Origin of the sequence: Saccharopolyspora sp. ASAGF58 (genome assembly GCF_012277335.1) — a bacterium.
GTDB classification, from domain to species: Bacteria; Actinomycetota; Actinomycetes; order Mycobacteriales; family Pseudonocardiaceae; genus Saccharopolyspora; species Saccharopolyspora hattusasensis.
The window spans coordinates 1,795,713-1,815,126 of sequence record NZ_CP040605.1 but is presented as its reverse complement, the minus strand read 5'-3'; the positions used below and the strand labels follow the sequence as shown (position 1 = coordinate 1,815,126).

Genomic DNA, 19,414 nt, shown 5'->3' with positions numbered 1-19,414 from the left:
TCCTTTCCTCTCAACCGATCTGGGGGACCCTGTCCTTCTCCAGTGGCGGACCGGGTGGCCTGCCGTCGCCGAACGGCCTGCCGCCGAGTTGTTCTCGGCGGTGCGCGGTCAGCCACGCCACTGGCTTAGGTCCGACTGCGACGATCCGCGTCGGATTGATTCCCGAGTGGACGTAGTAGTAATGCTTGCGGATGTGGTCGAAGTCGATGGTGTCCCCGAAGCCAGGCGTCTGGAACAGGTCCCGCGCGTAGCTCCACAGGGCGGGGTACTCGATCAGCTTGCGCAGGTTGCACTTGAAGTGCCCGTGGTACACCGCATCGAAGCGCACCAGCGTCGGCCACAGCCGGATGTCGGCCTCGGTGATGCTGTCGCCCACCAGGTACCGGCGGGTGGTGAGCCGCGCCTCCAGTTGATCCAACTCGGCGAACACTCGGCGCACCGCGCCTTCGTACGCCTGTTGGTTCGGGGCGAAACCAGCCATGTAGACGCCGTTGTTGAGGTTGGCGTAAACCGACTCGTTCACCGCATTGATCTCGTCGCGCAGCGCGTCGGGGTACAGGTCCGGGGCACCGTCGCGTTGCAGCGCAACCCATTCCTTGCCCATGTCGATGGTCAGCGACTCGAAGTCGTTTGACACCAGATGCCCGGAGGGTATGTCCACCAGCACGGGCACACTAACGCCACCGTCGTAGCCTGGGCGACGAGCCAGGTACGAGTCGCGCAATGCGTGCACGCCTAGCACTGGATCAACACCACCTACGTCGTCGGAGAACACCCAGTGCGCGTCGCCGGCGATGGTCTCCAGGATCGGACTGGCGACTGCCTGCGAGATCGCATCGTCTAGACCCATCAACCGCCGCACGATCGCAGTTCGGTTGGCCCACGGGCATGCCCGGCTGATCACCAACCGGTACCGCCTTGCCTCAATCGGCCACTTGGTCGAGCTAGCGGTGACCCGATCGGTAAAAGCCATGGGATCACGCGTCATCTCTTCTGTGGGAAGCTCACCGGCCTTCATGCAGTAAGTTCTACCGCCTGCGGTACCCGAGCGTCACGTCGACCACTCTGTCACCGGCGCCGCGGGCAACGCGGCCAAACGCGCACGCAGTGTCCTCGGTGCCTGGCATGAGTACGCGCTGTACGCGCATTGCCCCTCCCGCTTCCGTGATGAACAGCGGAAGGTAATCCCATCCACGACGTGATCCCGGGGATTTCGATGCTCGTCGTGTACGTGGTGGGCCTTCTTCAGCGGCTCAAGATAACGAAGCCGAGCTTGTTGCTGAGGTTTCGGAGCGCCGGGATGAACCGGCATGGAGAAGGAGATGAGAGAGCTCTAGGAAGCGCCGGGGTAAACCGGCATGAGGAAAGGGATGAAAGCGCTCGACATCGAAGGAGTAGCGATCCACGGTGGCCCCGAGCCATGCGTCGACGACCCGTGAGGGCGTGGCGAAGCGTTGGACAGGGGTACGTGCAGGCCGGGCTATGGAGCCGCGAAATCCCCACTTCGGGGTGCCGACGTTGTTGGAGCGGCGGAAGGCAACACTGCTGGCGGCGTTATCGCGAGTCGCCAGTGGGCCCCGCGCGGTCGGAGAACCTGTGCATGTACGGAGTCCTCATGTGCGAGAACCGGGAGATCCAAGCCTGGGATGAACGAGTGTGGGAAGTCGGACGGCCCCGTAGGAGCGCCGGGATAAACCGGTATGGAGGAGGAGATGGAAGAGCTCTGCACCGAAAGGTTAGCGACCCACGGTGACCCCGAGTCATGCGTCGTCGCTCGTGAGGGCGTCGGCGAAGCGTTGACAGGGGCACGTGCAGGCCGGGCTATTGAGCCGCGTAATCATGGAGTTCGGGGCGCCGACGCTGTCTACGGAAGCGGAAGGCAACACCGTCAGTGGCGCTATCGCGAGCCGCTGGTGGGTCCCGCGCGGTCAGAGACCCTGTGCATGTACGGAACCTCCATGCGCAGCGAGGAAGCACCTCATCCGCCGCATAACTGCGAAGCCTCAGTTGTTGTGATCGTGCCGCTTGGCCTCCACCAGGCCCCGGTCCACGTCGTCGAGGAAGACCGCTCCAGCTCTGCCCGCGACAACGACTCGGGCAACCGGCTGTAGGCCTGCTCATCGGACTGATCCCGGAGACCAGACGGTGTCTGATGTTCCGGGCTCGCTCTGCCACGCAGAACGAGTCTGGAAACAGTCTCTGGCGGGGCGGTCAGTTGCGGCGGTCGGTATTGATCAGCGCCTTGCCGTCGGGCGTGGCGACCATGCCGAGCATGTGCGACTCGGTGATCTTGCTGTGGCCCTTGGTGAACTGCAGTGTCACGATCACGTTGGCCCCGGACTGCACCGGCTCGCCGATGATCTTCACGTCCTCGATCGTCTTCCAGAACCCCTCGTAGCGGTCCTTGCCCTGCGACTGCAGGTTCGGCCCCAGCAGATTCCAGGCCTGGTCGAGCTTGCCCGGCACCAGCGAGTAGTACCTGCGCACCACGTCCACGATCTCGTCCTGAGACGGCTGCTGCATCGCGCTGGTCGACGGCGGGGAGCTGCTGGTGGTCGCGGGCGCGGAAGTCGCCGTCGCCGTGGTCGTGGTTGCCGTGGCCGACGAGGCGCTGGACTCCGGGGGCGTCTGCGGCGGGGCGGACGGAGCGAACTGCCCCTGCGGTGTCCCGTCTCCGAAGGCGTTCGCGGCGAGCACCCCGACCAGCACCGCGACCACGATCGCCACCACCCACAAGGCGATCTGGCGGTAGTTGCGCCGCGGTGCCTCCTGCTGCGCGGGCACCGCGCCACCGACCATGGTGGGCGGATTGGCCGCCGGGGGCGGACCCATCCGGTTGCCCGCGGGCGGCGTACGCGGCGATGCGGCCTGCGGCCGCTGCCAGCCGCCGCTGGGCGAAGCGTTCGGGATCGGCCGCCCGTCGAGCACAGCCTGCAGCAGCTCGCGGGCCTGTGCCATGGTCGGCCGGTCGACCGGGTCCGGGCGCAGCAGCTGTATCAGCGCCGGGGTCATCGGCCCGGCCTGCTGCGGCGGCTCGATCTGCCCGCGCGCCACCCGGTGCAGCAGGCTGATCGCGTTTTCGTCCACCCCGAACGGCGGCCCGCCCTCGATCGCCGCGTACAGCGTCGAGCCCAGAGAGAAAACGTCGGAGGCAGGCGCCGGATCCCGTCCCAGCGCCACCTCCGGCGCCAGGTACGCCGGGGTGCCGGCGAGGATGCCGCTCTTGGTGACCGCGACATCGCCGATGGCCCGGGAGATGCCGAAGTCGGTGATCTTGGCGATGTCGTTGTCGCCCAGCAGGATGTTGCCGGGCTTGAGGTCGCGGTGCACGATGCCGGCCATGTGCGCCGCGGCCAGCGCCCCGGCCACCTGCACGCCGATCCGCGCCACCTGCAGCGGCGGCAGCACGCCCTGCTCGTCGATGACCGACGAGAGGCTTTGCGACGGCAGGTATTCCATGACCAGGACCGGCTGGCCCTCGTCCTCCGCGACGTCGAACACGACGATCGCGTTCTGGTGCTGCAATCGGGCGGCGATGCGGCCTTCGCGCATCGCCCGCTGACGGGCTTCTTCGGTTTCTTCGGGGGTGTAACCGGGCTGCAGCAGCAGCTGCTTGACTGCGACCGTGCGGTGCAGGCGCTCGTCAACGGCCTGCCACACCACGCCCATGGCGCCGCTGCCGATCTGCTGCTGCAAGCGGTACCGGCCCGCGATCAAACGACCTTCGGCGCTCACCGGTGTCTCCTGGTACTGGCTGTGCCTACTTGGACAGTACTGACCGGACCCCCGTGGCCAGCTTTCACCCGACGGTGCGCAACGTTACTGGGCGTCTCGCACCCGATCGCACACCGGGGCCACCCGTGCCCGAACAGACTTTGTCGCCGGGGAGCTCACCGCGTGGTGAACGCCCCGGCCAGCCCGTGTTCGCGAGCGGATCCTATTCCCCGGACCCGCTGCTGTTCGGCTCGCTCGTAGGCGTGTCGTCGGGTTCCGTGGTGGGCGTCGTCGTCTTCGACGTGGACGGCGGCGGCTGCGAAGTCGACGGCGTCGTCGTCTTCGGTGTCGTCGGCGGCGTCGTGCTCGGTGTCGTCGGCGGCGTCGTGCTCGGGACGTTGGTCTTCGTGGCGATCGGCTCTTCCTCGCTGGTGGTCTCCGGCGGCGGCGGAGGCACCGGGTTTACCTGCGAGGTCGTCGTGTTCCCGGTGTTCTCCGGCGGCTTCTGGCTGTTCATCAGCGCAGATGTCACCAGCACCGCGATCACCGCGACGGCCACCAGCGCGATGCCCGAGATCACCACGGGCCGCTTGCTCCTGCGTGGCTTCTCGTAGATCGCCGCGTCGCCACGGGTGTCGGAACCCATGTACGAGGTGGCGTCCGCGTAGGCCTGCTCGGAGTACGGCTCGTCCTCGTAGTAGGACGCGACGGTGGTGCCGTTCGAGCCGGCGACGCTGGTCGGGGCCAGATCGGGCCGACTGGGCTCCGGGGTCAGCGCGGGCGGGATCGGCGCCACCATGGCCGGGACCGAGGTCACCGAACCGCCGTCGGCCACCGCCTGCAGCATGTCCCGGACCTGTGCCATGTCCGGCCGGTCCTCGACGCGGGCGGCCATCATCGCCATCAGCGGCGGCACCATCGGGCCCGCCTGCTGCGGCGGCTCGATCTTCCCGGCGGCCACCGCGTGCAGCAGCGCGAGGGTGTTCTCGTTCAGCCCGAACGGCGGGTGGCCCTCGATCGCCGCGTACAGCGTCGCGCCGAGCGAGAACACGTCGGAGGCGGGCGTCGGCTCCTGGCCCATCGCCACGTCGGGGGACAGGTAGGCGGGCGTGCCCGCGAGCATCCCGGTCTTGGTGACCTGGACGTCGCCCTGCGCCCGCGAGATCCCGAAGTCGGTGATCTTCACCTGGCCGTTGTCGCCGAGCAGGATGTTGCCGGGCTTGATGTCGCGGTGTACGACACCGGCGGCGTGCGCCGCACCCAGTGCCGAGGCGACCTGCGTACCGATCCGCGCCACCTCGCGCGGCGGGAGCGGCCCGTGATCGGACATCATCCCGGCGAGGCTGGTGGACGGCAGGTACTCCATGACCAGGACCGGCTGACCCTCGTCCTCGGCCACGTCGTACACCGAGATCGCGTTCGGGTGCTGTAGGCGGGCCGCGATGCGGCCTTCCCGCATTGCCCGCTGCCGCGCTTCCTCGGCCTCACCCGGATCCAATCCGGGCTGCAGCAACAACTGCTTGACCGCGACCGTGCGGTGCAGGCGTTCGTCGACACACTCCCACACCACGCCCATCGCGCCACTGCCGATGCGTCGCTGCACTCGGTAGCGTCCGGCGACCAGGCGACCTTCGTCGCTCACCGACGTCTCCCCGTACTGCTATCGATGCTCAACGGGCACCGCATGAACCCGGGAGGATCGTCCCGGGAACGGCCCCACCGAACATCGGCGGATTAGGCGGACCGGCTCCGGCCCCCCGATATGTACACGTTCTCGACGCGGTCCGGTTTGGCCGGATGGCTCGATCCGAACCGCGATAAGGGAGCCTAGCCCACGCCGTGTTGGCGTAGGCCCGAAGTCGAAAAGATCGGTGCAACCCAATTCGACGTTACGCTGCCGACCTAGCGCGGTCGGCCGAACCGGATCCGCCTCACAGCCGTTTCCGCTGGTGATGTTGGGCGTCTCGGGTCCTCCGAGGCGTCCGCGCGGGGACGTGCGCCGGTGGCGCGGAGAAGCGATATCGCCGCTGTCCGGTTCATCCCGGTACCGGGGCGGGCGTTTCCGCGGGCTCGGTCGTTGTCGCATTGTTGTGAGAAGCCGTTCCCGCGCCGCTACCGGGGAGAGACGTGCCGGGCGCCGAGCAGTTCGGCCTTGACGATCTTCGGATGGGCATCCGATTCGACTGTGAGCAGCTGGCGGAGCACCACCCGGTGCCCGTCCGGATAGCGGGCCTCGACCTCGGTCAGCACCACGCCGACCGACCTCGTATGCGCCCGCAGCTGCAGCGATTCGACGGCTTCCCACCCCCGGACCAGCGCCGCCCGCTGCCCGGCGAGCAGTCTCGGGTCCACCAGCGCAACGGCCGAGCTCGGGTCGTGCTGCAAGCGGCGGTAGAACTCGTTGACCAGGCTGAGCGCCGATCCTTGGCTGCCTGCCGTGGGGTTGGCGGTGCTCTGTTCCGCAGGTTCCGGCGCGTCGCTGGTGCCGCCCGAACCGGCCACTGCGGCGAAGCCGCCGTTGTCGGCGAACGGCCAGCCGGCGTTGCGCACCAGGTCTGGTCGAAGCGCCGACACGCCGTCGATCGGGGCGGCGGAGGAAGCGGGGTGCGGCGCGGCGGCAGGTTCCGCGATGATCGTCGCGCCTACCGAAGCGGCCCCGAGGATCAGCAGAGCACCCAGCGAGCCGAGGACGATCCGGCAGCGCAGCGACAGCGCATCATCCGCCGGATCAGGCGTCTTGAGCAGTTGGTCGGCGAGGCGCTCGTGCTCCGGGGACAGCGGGATCCGCTTCATCAACTCGGCCACGGTGATCGCGCCCGTACCCGAGTCGGCGTGGTCGTGGCGGCTGCCGGTCGAAGGGTGATGCTGCACTCGCTGGCCCGTCCTCGTGAGTTGGCTCCGCCGGACTCGTACCGCGACGATGCCCTGATCGAGAAGCCTTGCAGTCGAGTTCACCGGAAGGGAACGTTGCGGAGGCTCGAACGGAGCAGTGGATCAGGATTCGTGATCAGAAGATTCGCTTGTCGGAGGTGATCAGCGGTTCGTCCTCCAGTGTGTACCGCAGCTCCCGGCGCTGGGTCTGCACGGTGCCGTCCGCCATGGTCAACCGGAGGGTGTGCACCGTGCTGTTCGGTGTCGCGTAGCCGTCGACGAACTCGACCGACTCGGCACCCGAGTACCGGGCGGCGAACGCCTCGTAGCCCTCGGCCCGCAACGATCCGGTGGTCATAGAGTAGGCGTCCCGCAGGTCGCCGCGGCTGATCGCGGCGTGGTACGCCCGGCTGCGCTGCTTGATCGCCTCGGTGTCGCCGAACAGCAGCTGCGGGACCGCGGGCACCCGCGTCCCGCTGGTCGAGGCCGGCGCGGCGCTGGAGGTCGACCAGCCGAGTATGCCTGGAGCCGGAACCGTGCCGCTGGCGGAGCTCGACGGGCTCGGGACGCCTTCGGACACGGCCATCGGCGGCAGCGCCTGCACCGAGCCGGTCGTCCGCACCGCCTCCGGCCGGGTCGGATTGCCGGTCAGGTAGTACGGGTCCGAAGGCGGCAGCGGCGGGTAGTCGCGGCCGCGCGGCATGCTCGGCAGCTCCAGACCCTCGATCGTCGTCGTGCTGTCGGCCAGCAAGGTCGTGACGAACATCAGCCCGCCCAGCGCGGCGGCCGACGAGGCGATCGCGAACCAGGCCGCCTGCCGCCAGGTCCGCGGCGGGGTGACCGAGGCCGGGACCATGCCCAGGTCGAACTTGTGCAACCCGCCCACCGGCATGGTGTCGACCAGCGGGTCGGTCACCAGCCCCGCGGCGAGCGCGTGCGACGCCTGGCACTTGCGGGGCACCGGTGTCCACGAGACCGCTGCTCCGGTCTTGCGGTGCCGACCGTGCGCGGGCGGTTCCGGCGTCGGCGGCCTGTCGAGCTGGCCGCTCCAGCCGGGGGTTCTGCCGCTGTGCATCGGAGGTCTCGACTTTCTGCGACTCGCGGGGAGTTCACGACGTGTCGACTACGTGGAATGCCTCGGCGAGTCGACCGGCCATGCCGTGCCGCTCGGCCGTCCGTGCCAGGTGCCGCCGGATCATGCCCTGGAGGTCGTCGAGATGGGCGGTTTGCGACCGGTGTGCGGACAGCGCCGCGAGTTTCGCGTCGAAGAAATCGGTGATGTCGACCGCCCGGTTGACCCGCTCTTCGGGTGATTCCGACATCCACAGCTCGCTCACTGTCCACGGCTGCAGCCCTTCCTGCAGCAACGCGGGGTGGGCGAAGCCGTTGCGCGCGTCCGGGTAGATCGCGGCGAGGGTGGCCTCGCCGACGGCGCGGTGGTCCGGGTGCGAGGTCGGGAGGTGGGCCCAGTTGATCTCCGGGGAGTGGCTGATGACCCGGTGCGGGCGGACCTGGCGGATCACCCTGGTGATGTCCCGCCGCAGCTGTAGGTTCGCGGTGACCTGCCCGTCCTGGTAGCCGAGGAACTGCACGTCGGTGACGCCGACGGCGGCTGCGGCGGCCCGCTGCTCGTCCTGCCGGATGCGCGGCATGTCCTCCCGCGGCGTGTGGTCGAAGCCCCCGGCATCGCCCGCGGTGCACACGCAGTAGGTGACCTGCATACCGTCGGCGACCCAGGAGGCGATAGTGCCCGCGGACCCGAAGTCGACGTCGTCGGGGTGCGCGGTGACCACCAAAGCACGCCGGGCTGCGGTGGACGCTTCCGGCGAAGTGGTCATGGTCACAGCTTAAAGGGGCAGACGCGACGACTCCGGTGCGGGGTCAAACGACTACTCATTGTGATCAAAAAGGCCTTTCGGTGCGTTGTGCTGCATCGAAAGGCCCAATATTGATCGCGCGGATAGGCGCGCAGCGGGCTTGATCGCTCCCGCCGTCAGCCGTCGCCGCGTGACGCGTCGATCAGAACTGCCCCTTGCGGAACTTGCTCTGCGTGGACTGCAGCGCCTTGAGCGAGGCGACGCCGCCGCCTCCGCCGAGCAGTATCGCGAAGATCTCCGCGCCGGTGCCGCCCGTGCTGATCAGCATGGCCAGCAGGGTCACGCCCAGGCCGACTCCGGCGATCGGGAATCGCTTCCGGGCGAAGTCGACGGCCGGCTGGCCGCCTGCGCGCTTCTTCGCGGCCGAAGTCAGCATCGCGAGGTAGCCAGCGTATCCGGCGGCGACGAGCACGCCAGCCAGCGTCACGAGAAAGGCCACTAGACCGAGAACCATGACCACAGTCTGCCTCGTTTTCCCCGCGCCCGGTATGGGTGATATCCCGGATATGCCTCGCGGGCTGCTGCAGGTAGCCGAATGCCGGGGGGTTCCGGGGTGGCGTCGGAAGTTCCGCCGAACGCACTACCGCGGAAAACGCCCGGTCAGCAGCGTCGCCGCGGTGGCAGGCGGAGAAGGTTGTGGTTTGGCCCTGGATTGAGACCGGACTCACGCCTTAGGTTCTCAGGCTATGAGCGATCGGTTGGCCGGGTCGGTTGGTGCGAGCTCTGCGCGATCCAGCGGCCTGGACCTGGGGGACAAACGAGCAGTGGTCACGGGCGCGGCGAGCGGGATCGGCGCGGCGGTCGCGCGCCGATTGGCCGAGGCCGGGGCCGAAGTGATCGCGGTGGACCGGACTAAGGGGGTCGAGGCGGTCGCGGCCGAGATCGGCGCCGAGGCCAGGGTCGTCGACCTCGCCGACCTCGACGCCGCCGCGGAGCTGGGCGCCCGGGCGGACATCGTGGTCAACAACGCGGGTTTCCAGCACGTCGCGCCGATCCACCGGTTCCCGGAGGACACCTTCAGCGCGATGCTGCGGGTGATGGTGGAGGCGCCGTTCCGGATCGTGCGTGCCGCGCTGCCGGGCATGTACGACCGGGGCTGGGGGCGGATCGTCAACATCTCATCCGTGCACGGTCAGCGCGCCTCGCCGTTCAAGAGCGCCTACGTGACCGCGAAGCACGCGATCGAAGGGCTATCCAAGACGACCGCGTTGGAGGGCGCGCCCCACGGGGTGACGTCGAACTGCGTCTGCCCGGGTTTCGCGCGGACCCCGTTGGTGGAGCGCCAAGTCGCCGAGCAGGCGGAGCTGCTCCGGGTGCCGGAGGACCAGGTCGTCGAGGACGTGCTGTTGGCCCGCACGCCGATCAAGCGCCTGGTGGAACCGGTCGAGGTCGCCGAGCTAGCGGTGTGGTTGTGCGGACCGGGCACGACGTCGATCACCGGCGCCTCGTTCCCGATCGACGGCGGCTGGACCGCGCACTGAGCTCCCCGCTGTGGCACCGGTGGGATCCGCCGGTGCCGCAGCGGGCAGGTGGGTCTTGTCCGGTCGTGGGCGCGTTGGGGGTGCGCACGACCGACGCCTGCTCCTGCGTCGCGGGGTTCGTCAGTGGCCGAGACGGCCGCGGCCCAGGCGCAGCAGGATCATCGCGAGTTCGCGGCCTTCCGGCCCGAGCTCCCGGTAGCGCGCGAGCACGTCCATCTCGCGGTTGTAGACGATGCGGGGTCCGCCGGCCGCCATCCGGGCCTGGCCGACCTGTCGGGAGACCTCGGCGCGGCGCTTGACCAGGCGTAGGATCTCGGTGTCCAGGTAGTCGATTTCCTCGCGGAAGTTGCTGATGGCCTCCGCGGCGGCCTGCTTGGCCGAGGCGAGCTCGGACTGTGGCTGGTCACCGTCCACAGTGGCGTTCATCGGGCGTTGTCCTCCGGCTTCGGCCCCTGCCCCCGGCCCCGGAACGCGCGAACGCCCCGAGTCCGAAAACCCCGGGGCGTCGTAGTGGTTTTTGAGCTCACGCAGCTACGGGCGCCGGAGTCCCGGGCCCGTAGAAAAACTCGTAGGTCTGCGTTCGCACGCGGTCAGTCTGCCACAGCCTGCATCGCGTTTGTTGTGACGTGGATCACTAATCCCAACGAGTGGACTTCGAATCATTCGATCACCAGTTCGAGTTATTCCCCTGGATTGCGCCGGGGCCGGCGTGGATCTTGGAGCCATGACTACCGAACTTCCTGCCCACCGGCACACCGAACGGCGCCCCGACCGGGCTCGACGTCGACTCGCTCGGCGGCTCGTCGAGCGGACTGCCGACGCGCGCCGCGGATCACGACGAAGCCCGCCGGCATGCCGCCCGCACATGTCAACGCCAGCACCGTCCAGCCGTAGCCGACCGCCCGGGCGGCCGCGCCGAGCGCCACCGCGACGGCGGTCTGCACCCCTGCCCACAGCACGGCGCCGATTGCCGAGAGCCCCAGGAAGCGGCCGAACGGCAACCGCAAGGTGCCCACCACGGCCGGAACCACGGCGTGCACCACGGCGACGAAGCGCGTCGTGATCAGCGCGCGCCCGCCGGTGTCCTGCACGATCGCCTCGGCGGCCTGCCAGCGGTGTGCGCCGATCTTGCGCCCGGCCCACGTGTTGCGGAGCCCGGGGCCGATCAGGCGGCCCAGCCAGTAGCCCCCGCTCTGCCCGATGACGTTGCCCACCACCGCCGCGGCGAACAGCGCCGGTGCCCACCTGCCGCCGAGGACGGCGATGGTGAGCAGCAGCGTCGCTTCGCCCGGGACCACAACAAGCCGATGAAGATGGAGGTTTCCAATAACAGCAGGACCAGGGCCAGCAGCACGCACAGCCACGGGTTCAGCGTCGCGGCCCACGCGATGAAGTCCCGGATCGCGGCATCGATCTGGTTGACCCACTCCATGGGCGGCTCATTCCGTTTCGTGGCGGATACGGCGGTCGGAATTCACCTTCCAGGCCTGTTGCGCGCGGCGGATCCGGGCATCCCCTGGCTGCCCCCTGACAATTCGGGGGCCAAGGGGGCGGTCCGGGCACGTCGGCAGGGCCCACCGGTGGGCCGATGCGGTGACTGCGGTGACTGCGGAAACTGCGGTGACTGCGGAAACTGCGGAAACTGCGGTGACTGCGGTGACTGCGGTGACTGCGGGGCCTGCGGAAACTGCGGTGACTGCGGGGCCTGCGGAAACTGCGTTGGACACGGCGGAGCTGCTTTCTCTTTCGCTCCAAGGGCAACAGTCGCCGCTGTCGTGCTCGACGCATCATCCGCCCAGGCAGCCGCAGCCGGTGCGGCGGCTTGGAGTCCGCGCGGATCGGCTCGTGCGGCGGTGCGATCTGCGGTGCGATCTGGAGCCCCGGGCACCGGGATTCGGGTTTTGTCCGGGCTCGCCGGTAACGTGGAGCAACGATGAGCACCCCACTCGACCTCCAGTGGCAGAGCGATCTACCGCAGCACGGATCGCTGCAATCGGACGAATCCGGGCCCGCCTCTCGGTCCGGTCCGGATCCGGACGCCCTGCTTGCTGGTCTGAACCCGCAGCAGCGCGACGCCGTGGTGCACACCGGCTCGCCGCTGCTGGTGGTGGCGGGTGCCGGGTCGGGCAAGACGCGGGTGCTGACCAACCGGATCGCGTACCTGCTGGCGGGGGGCGCGCATCCGGGCCAGATCATGGCGATCACCTTCACCAACAAGGCCGCGGCCGAGATGAAGGGACGCGTCGTCGAGTTGGTGGGTCGGCGGGCCAACGTGATGTGGGTGTCGACGTTCCACTCGATGTGCGTCCGGGTGTTGCGCCGCGAGGCCAAGACGCTGGGCATGTCGTCCAACTTCTCGATCTACGACGCGGACGACTCCCGGCGGCTGATCACCATGATCGCGCGAGAGCAGGACCTGGATTCCAAGCGCTACCCGGCGCGCACGCTCGCGGTGCACATCTCGAACTTGAAGAACGAACTGTTGTCCCCGGAGGCCGCCGCCGAGCAGGCGGGCAACGACATGGAGCGCAAGGTCGCCCAGGTCTACGCCGCCTACCAGCGCCGGCTCGTCGACTCCAACGCGATGGACTTCGACGACCTGATCATGCGCACGGTCGGACTGCTGCAGGAGCACCCCGCGGTCGCGGAGTACTACCGGCGGCGCTTCCGGCACGTACTCGTCGACGAGTACCAGGACACCAACCACGCGCAGTACGTGCTGGTGCGTGAGCTGGTCGGCACCGAGGCGGCCGACAGCGGCATCGAGCCCGCCGAGCTGTGCGTGGTCGGTGACGCGGACCAGTCGATCTACGCCTTCCGGGGCGCGACGATCCGCAACATCGAGGAGTTCGAGCGCGACTACCCGCAGGCCCGGACGATCCTGCTGGAGCAGAACTACCGTTCCACGCAGACGATCCTGTCCGCGGCGAACGCGGTGATCCGGCGCAACCCGAACCGGCGCGACAAGCGGTTGTGGAGCGACGCCGGGGACGGCGAGCAGATCGTCGGCTACGTCTCGGACAACGAGCACGACGAGGCGGCGTTCGTGGCCGGCGAGATCGACCGGCTGGTGGACGACGGCGACGCGACGTTCAACGACATCGCGGTGTTCTACCGGACGAACAACCAGTCCCGGGTGTTCGAGGAGGTGTTCATCCGGCTGGGCCTGCCGTACCGGGTCGTCGGCGGGGTGCGCTTCTACGAGCGTCGCGAGGTGCGGGACGCGCTGGCCTACCTGCGGGTGCTGGACAACCCGGACGACACGGTGAGCCTGCGCCGCATCCTCAACGTGCCGAAGCGCAGCATCGGGGACCGGGCGGAGGCCGTGGTCGCAGTGCACGCCGAGCAGGAGCGGATCTCGTTCGCCGCTGCGCTGCGGAAGGCGGCGGCCGGGCAGGTCCCGCTGCTCAACACCCGGGCGCGCAACGCCATCGCGGGTTTCGTGGCGCTGCTGGACGAGCTCCAGGCGGTCGCGGCGGAGTCCGATGTCGCCGAGATCCTGGAGCAGGTACTGGAGCGCACCGGCTACCGCGCCGAGCTGGAGGCCAGCGACGACCCGCAGGACGCCACGCGGGTGGAGAACCTGACCGAGCTCGTGACGGTCGCGCGGGAGTTCACCGAGATCCAAGCGGGAGCTCCGGTCGGCGAGCCCCTGGCCGAGGTCGACCCGTCGGCCGAGGCCGTGGTCGCGGCCGCGGTGCCGGCCGCGGAGGACGCGGAGGAGGCGGCGCTGGGGCTGCCCGCCGACGACTCGCTGTCGGCGTTCCTGGAGCGCGTCTCGCTGGTGGCGGACGCGGACTCGCTGCCCGAATCCGGCGACGGGGTCGTCACCCTGATGACCCTGCACACCGCGAAAGGCCTGGAGTTCCCGGTGGTGTTCTGCACCGGCTGGGAGGACGGGGTGTTCCCGCACTCGCGGGCGCTCGGCGACCCGGCCGAACTGGCCGAGGAGCGGCGGCTGGCGTACGTGGGCATCACCCGCGCCCGGCAGCGGCTGTACCTGTCGCGGGCGCTCATGCGTTCCGCGTGGGGCCAGCCGATGACCAACCCGGCTTCCCGGTTCCTCACCGAGATCCCGGACGAGCTGATGCACTGGCGCCGGATCGAACCGGAGCGCGCCGCCCCGCAGGTGCGCAGCACCTGGGGCAGCCGTGGTGGTTTCGACCGCACCGGCTCGGATTCGGCCCAGGCCGGGCTGGCGGCGCGCGGCATGCGCAGCACCGGCATGAAGGGCTGGAAGGACACCGTCGCCATCAAACTGGCCGCCGGTGACCGGGTCACCCACGACAAGTACGGGCTGGGCACGGTGCTGTCCACCGAGGGTGAGGGACCGCGGGCCACCGCGACGATCGACTTCGGTAGCTCCGGCACGGTCCGCTTGATGCTGATCGGCAGCGTGCCGATCAGCAAGCTATGACCCGACGGCGGGAAGTTCATTGTCCCAAGTAGACGATGTTCGAGTTCGCGTGGAACAACCGGCGCCCGACCGAGGTTCGGCCCTGCGGTAGCAGCAGAACGACCTCGCGAGAAACATCGTGAGCGAAACCCGGGCAGTCGTTGACGAGTTCCAACACAGACTGGGCAATGTGCGATCGGTGCGTTGACCGATCTCTTCGCGGACCGCATCGAGTGGAACATCCACGGTGTGGAGGGAGTGCCGTGGACGGGGCGCCGAACCACGGGCGGAAGCAGGGGCGTTCGCCGCATCGCTTCCTACGCATCATCTCCAGCCCGAGGAGTTCGCTGTCGATCGTCTCCTCGTCGACGGGACGGACTCCGCCGCATCCGGCAGATCCTGAGAGCCACCGGCAAGCCGTTCGTCTGGTACCGGGGAGCTGCTCATCGGCGAGTCCGCCGGCGGCGACTCGTCCTTCGGCGGACAGGCGCCCGGTCGGCTGCTGAGCTACACACCTGGCACCTATGAACCGCTCGGCAGCGTCGAGGTAGGCAGCTTCCCGCTCACCATCGCGTCCTCGACCGACGGCACGCGCGCCTAGGTTTCCGCCGTCACGTCCTCAACGGTCTCCGCCATAGACCTCGAAACCCATAGACCTCGAAACCCATCGCACGGTGGCCACGTTGCCGATCGATCGGCGCGGCGAGCCCGGCGCCCACGGGTCTCGCTTACATCCCGGCAGGCCGGGGGTGCTTGGGCTCGTAGATCCCGATCTCGGCGCCGCTGGGCAGGCGGAGGGCGGTGAGCAGTCCCCAGCCCTCGTTGCTGACCGGGCGGGTGATCTCGACGCCGCTCTCCTGCAGTTCACCGATGGTGACCGCGATGTCGTCGCACATCAGGTAGAGCTGGCAGGTGGGCTCCCCGTGGGTGGGGTGGGTGGCGAGTTCGGCGGGCGGCAGCCCGAAGATCAGCCACCCGTCCCCGGCGTCGACGGACTCGAAACCGAGCACGTCGCGGAGGAACGCCCGATCCCGCTCGGCGTCCCGGCTGAACAACAACAAGTGCGCCCCGTTGATCATCGCCACCACCTCCTGACGAAACCGTGCCACGCCGGAGGGCAGGCCGCCGCTTCACGAGCTGCGAGCGCGTCGAGCGGGCATCTTCAGAGGCGTGCGGGCAGCGCGCTCCACAGCGCGATCAGCGCCTCGGTGCGCTCGGACCGCACCGGGTCATCGTCGCAGGCCAGGACCACGCGGTGGATCTGCGCATCGATTCCTGGCACGAGCAGCGCAGCGGTCAACTCGTGGTCCGGCCCGCCGACGGAGCACCGGCGGAGTTGGTTCGCTCTCTCCGGGGTCAGCCTGTCGAACGCGCGCAACAAACCCGGCCAGATCGCCTTCGGGCTGCTGGAGGTGCTGCTCGCTGAGCGAGTGCGGGATGGCGCGCTTGGCGCACCCCGTCGAGGACGCCTGGACACCGGTGGAGTTGAGCCGGCCGTTCTTCGACCGGCTTGCGGGGCCGAAGAAACTGGCCATGCTGCCGGGCGCCGGGCACCTCCCGATCGAGTCGCCCGGCGTGCACCGGCTCTTGGACTTGGCGACGTCCCGCTGAGTCAGAAGCGGTAGCGGAGCATCCGGCCATGCGGCGGACGGCGGTGATGCGTCCGGACGCGCGGATGGCGGCCCGAACGGGCTGCGCGTAGCGGTCCAGCTCGGGCGCATCGGTGAACGGCCACTCCGTAACCAGCCGCAGCCCGGGCACGCTGGATTCCAGCGACTGCGGGTCGTCGATGCCCCAGCGCAGGTGCACCCCGGCGTGCACCACCGCCGGGTTGAGCCGTTGGACACCCGGCCCCCAGGCTGCTGAAGGCGTCGAAGAGCAGCTCCCCACCGCGAAGTGCACGGTTATGCGGCGCAGCAGCGCGATACCGTCCACTTCGGACAGATACATCGTGAGTCCTTCGGCGACCGCCAGCACCGGCCGGTCGCCGGGGATGTCGTCGAGCAGGTCGGGCGCGGTCACCGACGACCGATGGTGTGGTGGTGCGGGCGTTCCGGGAAGAGGCGCCGGCGCAGCTCGATGACGTCGGGCTGGTCGATGTCGTACCACTCGACCCCCTCCGGCGGGTCTGTCCGCTCGAACCGGCTGTCCAGCCCGCAACCCAGGTGCAGGACGGTCATGCCGGGGCTGGAGTCGCGGCTCGCACAGTTCCCGCCACGCAGCGCCTCCTCGACCCAGCGGTCCAGCGCATTGGCGCGCATCGCCACCGGAACCGCGTTGCGCGCACCCATCTTGGACTTGCCGAAGTCGAAGTCGATGCGCTGCACGGCCTCGTCGGCGTACCGGTCGCCGAGCATAGGCTCGGCCGATCGGTTGTCCAGCGCGCGCAGGTAGAGCGTCGCGAGCATGGTCGCCTGCGCCCCGGTCAGCTCGACCTTCTCCTGCTGCTTCTACTCGAAGCTGTAGCGCAGCAGCCGCATGGCCTTGCGCAGCGGCGGAAAGGCGTTCATGAACTTCGCGATCGCCCGGTCGGTCGCGTCCATCTTCGCCAGACCCGGCAGATCCATCATCGGCAGTTCCTGCCGCAGCCGGAGACCGGGTACGCGCAGTTCGAGGGCGTGCGGATCGCCGATCCCCCAGTGGAACTCGGCACCGGTCCGTTGGAGGAACCGGGAGTAGCGGGCGGCACGGACGGTCCACGGCAGCACCGCGTCGAACATCATCTCGCCGACCTCGAAGCGCTCGACCAATCGCCGCAGCAGGTCGATGCCGTCCGCTTCGGTCAGGTACATCGTCAGTCCCTCGGCGATGACCAGCGTGGGCCGCCCCGTCGGGATCTCGTCGAGCCAGTCCCGATCGGTCACCGACGCCGCGATCGTGCGGTAGTTCGCCTGGGCCTGCGGGTAGAGCCGGTTCCGCAGTTCGATCACGTCGGGCAGGTCGATGTCGTACCAGTGCGCGTCAGCGGGGATGGCGATCCGGAACGCCCGGCTGTCCAGGCCGCACGCCAGGTGCAGCACGACCACGTCGGGGTGTTGCGCGAGGTAGTGCGCCGCCCAGTCGTCGAGCTGCTTGGCCCGCAGGACCACCGTCATCCGGTCCCCGGAGCCGAGGTGCAGGCTGCGGAAGTCGAAGTCGATGCGGTCGAGCAGTCGATCCGCGGTCTCGTCGCCGAGCACCGGGTCGGGCCTGCGGTTGTCCAGGGCCCGGGCGTGGAGAGGGCCGAGGAGCGTCTGCTGCGCGCCGGTCAACCGGATCTGTTCGGTTCGTTCGGTCACCTTCTCAAGCTACAGTGATTTCACAAATTCATGAAATAAAGAAACGTTAAAATCTTTCAGGTGATCGATGCGGCTGGTGAGGATCGGAACATGACGGAAGGCTCCGGCGACGAGGTGCCGCGGTTCGTCGAACGGTTCGCCCTGGACCTGACCGGCGCCGGCTTCCCGCGCATGGCGGCGCGCGTGCTCGCGAGTCTGCTGGTCGCCGACGAAGGGCGGCGGACGGCGAGCGAGCTGGCCGAGGTCCTGGACGTGAGCCCAGCCGCGGTGTCCGGAGCGGTCCGCTACCTGGTGCAGGTCAAGCTGGTGGTGCGGGAGCGCGACCCCGGCGAGCGGCGCGACCACTACCGGGTGCTGGACGACGTCTGGTACGCCAGCATCATGCAGCGCGATGCGGAACTGATCGGCTGGGAACGCACCCTCGCCGAAGGCGTGGCCGCAGTGGGCGCGAGCACGCGGGCGGGGCTGCGCCTCGACGAGACGCGGCAGTTCTTCGAGTTCCTCCGCGCCGAGATCCCGGAGCTCATGCAGAAATGGCACCGGCAGCGACGGCCCTAGCCGCGCCACCGGCGCCATTCCGCGAGTTCCGGGAACTCAGGTTTGGTCTTTCAAGCGGCGCCAGCCGCTTAGTCCACCCCCGCGATGAGCACCCCCGCGATGAGCACCCCCGCGATGAGCACCCCCGCGATGAGCACCCCCGCGACGAGCACCCCCGCGATGAGCACCCCCGCGATGAGCACCGCTGCGGGTTCTAAGACTGTGCCCACCGCGTCGGGGTTCTTGGCGAGGCCAGTCCCCGGCAGGTGAATTGGCATTCATGAGTCGGGGATCCCGGAGTCCATACGGCGACCGTAACTTCCCGCAGGGGGCCGCTACCGGCATCGCTGCGCAAGCCGAGCCGCGCGTGCAAGGTTTACGCGGGCGAGATACCTCGGGCCTGCATCCAGGGCAGCGGGTTGATCTTCTTGCCGCTGGTGTTCCACACCTCGAAGTGCAGGTGCGGGCCAGTGGAGAAGCCGCGGTTGCCCATGGTGGCGATCTGGTCGCCGGCCTTGACCTTGGTGCCCTGCTTGGCCGTGATGGTGTTGACGTGGCCGTAGACGGTGATCGTGCCGTCCTCGTGCTGAACCCGCACCCACAGGCCGAAACCGCTGGCCGGGCCCGCCTCGATCACGACGCCGTCAGCGACGGAATAGATTGGGGTGCCCTTGGCGTTGGCGATGTCGATGCCGTAGTGCGTGGTGCCCCAGCGGCCACCGAAACCTGAGGTGAATGTGCCGGCGGCGGGGATGACGTACCTGGGTGCACGTGCCGCTTCCTCGGCGGCGATGCGGGCCGCGTCGCGCTCCTGGGTGATCCGCTCGCTCTTCGCGAGCTTCTCCATCTCGGAGCTGACGTCCGTGGTCTTCGCCACCGGGAGCATCGCCGGGGCCGGGGCGCTGCCGCCGACTCCGGTGTAGGTCTGCTCGGCCATCGCGGTGTTGAACGAGGCCGAAGCGTCAGAGGGGTTGAAGTCGTCGTGGTCCGGGGCGGCGTGCCCTTCACCTGCGGCCATCGATTGCCCGGCGGCTGCGAAGGCGCCAGCGGCGACGGCGGCGACGACCACGCGGCCGCGCCACACCGATACGGGTGAGGAGTCCCGGGTCTTCGCTGGGCTACTGGAGGGGTCGTCGGGGGACGCCTCCACGTAGCCCGGGGAGTGTTCTTCGCCGCCGGGGGAGCGGTGTCGAGCCAATGCTTGCCCTTCCGTCTCGGGGAGCCGGATCACGTTCCCGGGCGGGGATCCCGGGGGCCGGT

The 19,414-nt window shown here is 69.0% G+C and carries 19 protein-coding genes; 3 read left to right on the top strand and 16 right to left on the bottom strand.

The features are described 5' to 3' along the window. Positions 1 to 10 precede the first annotated feature (10 nt). The 7 genes from FDZ84_RS08315 to FDZ84_RS08285 all read right to left on the bottom strand — a co-directional run bounded on the left by FDZ84_RS08315 (position 11) and on the right by FDZ84_RS08285 (position 8,916). Complete coding sequence (locus FDZ84_RS08315) at positions 11 to 1,018, bottom strand: glutathione S-transferase family protein (RefSeq protein ID WP_168585415.1); 1,008 nt, start codon at positions 1,016 to 1,018, stop codon at positions 11 to 13. Between the two features lie 1,193 nt (positions 1,019 to 2,211). Beyond that, complete coding sequence (locus tag FDZ84_RS08310) at positions 2,212 to 3,735, bottom strand: serine/threonine-protein kinase (protein WP_168585414.1); 1,524 nt, start codon at positions 3,733 to 3,735, stop codon at positions 2,212 to 2,214. A gap of 202 nt (positions 3,736 to 3,937) precedes the next feature. Then, positions 3,938 to 5,356, bottom strand: a complete 1,419-nt coding sequence (locus FDZ84_RS08305) for a serine/threonine-protein kinase (RefSeq protein WP_168585413.1) — start codon at positions 5,354 to 5,356, stop codon at positions 3,938 to 3,940. 470 nt (positions 5,357 to 5,826) lie between these two features. Next, complete coding sequence (locus FDZ84_RS08300) at positions 5,827 to 6,585, bottom strand: hypothetical protein (RefSeq protein ID WP_168585412.1); 759 nt, start codon at positions 6,583 to 6,585, stop codon at positions 5,827 to 5,829. A 136-nt stretch (positions 6,586 to 6,721) separates the two neighbouring features. Continuing rightward, positions 6,722 to 7,660 carry a hypothetical protein gene (locus FDZ84_RS08295; protein WP_168585411.1) on the bottom strand — a complete coding sequence of 313 codons (939 nt, stop codon included), beginning with the start codon at positions 7,658 to 7,660 and terminating at the stop codon, positions 6,722 to 6,724. A gap of 34 nt (positions 7,661 to 7,694) precedes the next feature. Further along, positions 7,695 to 8,423, bottom strand: coding sequence for a PIG-L deacetylase family protein (locus tag FDZ84_RS08290; RefSeq protein WP_168585410.1), 729 nt, complete (start codon positions 8,421 to 8,423; stop codon positions 7,695 to 7,697). Positions 8,424 to 8,604: 181 nt separating this feature from the next. Next, positions 8,605 to 8,916, bottom strand: a complete 312-nt coding sequence (locus tag FDZ84_RS08285; RefSeq protein ID WP_168589900.1) for a hypothetical protein — start codon at positions 8,914 to 8,916, stop codon at positions 8,605 to 8,607. 232 nt (positions 8,917 to 9,148) lie between these two features. Between FDZ84_RS08285 and FDZ84_RS08280 the strand changes: the two genes are divergently transcribed. Next, on the top strand, positions 9,149 to 9,943 hold the full coding sequence (locus FDZ84_RS08280; RefSeq protein ID WP_210435478.1) for a 3-hydroxybutyrate dehydrogenase: 795 nt from the start codon (positions 9,149 to 9,151) through the stop codon (positions 9,941 to 9,943). 120 nt (positions 9,944 to 10,063) lie between these two features. Here FDZ84_RS08280 and FDZ84_RS08275 read toward each other — a convergent pair whose 3' ends face one another. Beyond that, a complete protein-coding gene (locus FDZ84_RS08275; protein ID WP_168585409.1) occupies positions 10,064 to 10,369 on the bottom strand; it encodes a chorismate mutase in 306 nt (101 codons plus the stop codon). Positions 10,370 to 10,671: 302 nt separating this feature from the next. Then, positions 10,672 to 11,241 carry a DedA family protein gene (locus tag FDZ84_RS08270; RefSeq protein ID WP_246868887.1) on the bottom strand — a complete coding sequence of 190 codons (570 nt, stop codon included), beginning with the start codon at positions 11,239 to 11,241 and terminating at the stop codon, positions 10,672 to 10,674. 635 nt (positions 11,242 to 11,876) lie between these two features. On the opposite strand from FDZ84_RS08270, the gene FDZ84_RS08265 reads away from it, so the two are divergent. Continuing rightward, positions 11,877 to 14,360, top strand: coding sequence for a UvrD-helicase domain-containing protein (locus FDZ84_RS08265; protein WP_168585408.1), 2,484 nt, complete (start codon positions 11,877 to 11,879; stop codon positions 14,358 to 14,360). Between the two features lie 707 nt (positions 14,361 to 15,067). On the opposite strand, the gene FDZ84_RS08260 is transcribed toward FDZ84_RS08265, so the two are convergent. From FDZ84_RS08260 to FDZ84_RS08245, 5 genes are all read right to left on the bottom strand, one after another. Continuing rightward, positions 15,068 to 15,418, bottom strand: coding sequence for a VOC family protein (locus tag FDZ84_RS08260; protein WP_168585407.1), 351 nt, complete (start codon positions 15,416 to 15,418; stop codon positions 15,068 to 15,070). An 83-nt stretch (positions 15,419 to 15,501) separates the two neighbouring features. Next, complete coding sequence (locus FDZ84_RS08255) at positions 15,502 to 15,639, bottom strand: hypothetical protein (protein ID WP_168585406.1); 138 nt, start codon at positions 15,637 to 15,639, stop codon at positions 15,502 to 15,504. Positions 15,640 to 15,695: 56 nt separating this feature from the next. Next, positions 15,696 to 16,361, bottom strand: a complete 666-nt coding sequence (locus tag FDZ84_RS38715; RefSeq protein ID WP_246868886.1) for a hypothetical protein — start codon at positions 16,359 to 16,361, stop codon at positions 15,696 to 15,698. Continuing rightward, positions 16,358 to 16,747 carry a class I SAM-dependent methyltransferase gene (locus FDZ84_RS38710; RefSeq protein ID WP_246868885.1) on the bottom strand — a complete coding sequence of 130 codons (390 nt, stop codon included), beginning with the start codon at positions 16,745 to 16,747 and terminating at the stop codon, positions 16,358 to 16,360. Before FDZ84_RS38710 ends, FDZ84_RS38715 begins: the two co-directional genes overlap by 4 nt. Before the next feature lie 42 nt (positions 16,748 to 16,789). Then, positions 16,790 to 17,617, bottom strand: a complete 828-nt coding sequence (locus tag FDZ84_RS08245) for a class I SAM-dependent methyltransferase (protein ID WP_168585405.1) — start codon at positions 17,615 to 17,617, stop codon at positions 16,790 to 16,792. 90 nt (positions 17,618 to 17,707) lie between these two features. Here FDZ84_RS08245 and FDZ84_RS08240 point away from each other — a divergent pair, with 90 nt between their 5' ends. Beyond that, positions 17,708 to 18,175 (top strand): GbsR/MarR family transcriptional regulator, encoded by a 468-nt coding sequence (locus FDZ84_RS08240; protein ID WP_168585404.1) that lies wholly within the window; start codon positions 17,708 to 17,710, stop codon positions 18,173 to 18,175. Positions 18,176 to 18,243: 68 nt separating this feature from the next. On the opposite strand, the gene FDZ84_RS08235 is transcribed toward FDZ84_RS08240, so the two are convergent. After that, entirely contained in the window at positions 18,244 to 18,384 is a 141-nt protein-coding gene (locus FDZ84_RS08235) for a hypothetical protein (protein ID WP_168585403.1), read from the bottom strand. 146 nt (positions 18,385 to 18,530) lie between these two features. After that, positions 18,531 to 19,352 (bottom strand): M23 family metallopeptidase, encoded by an 822-nt coding sequence (locus FDZ84_RS08230; RefSeq protein ID WP_246868884.1) that lies wholly within the window; start codon positions 19,350 to 19,352, stop codon positions 18,531 to 18,533. Positions 19,353 to 19,414: the final 62 nt, after the last annotated feature.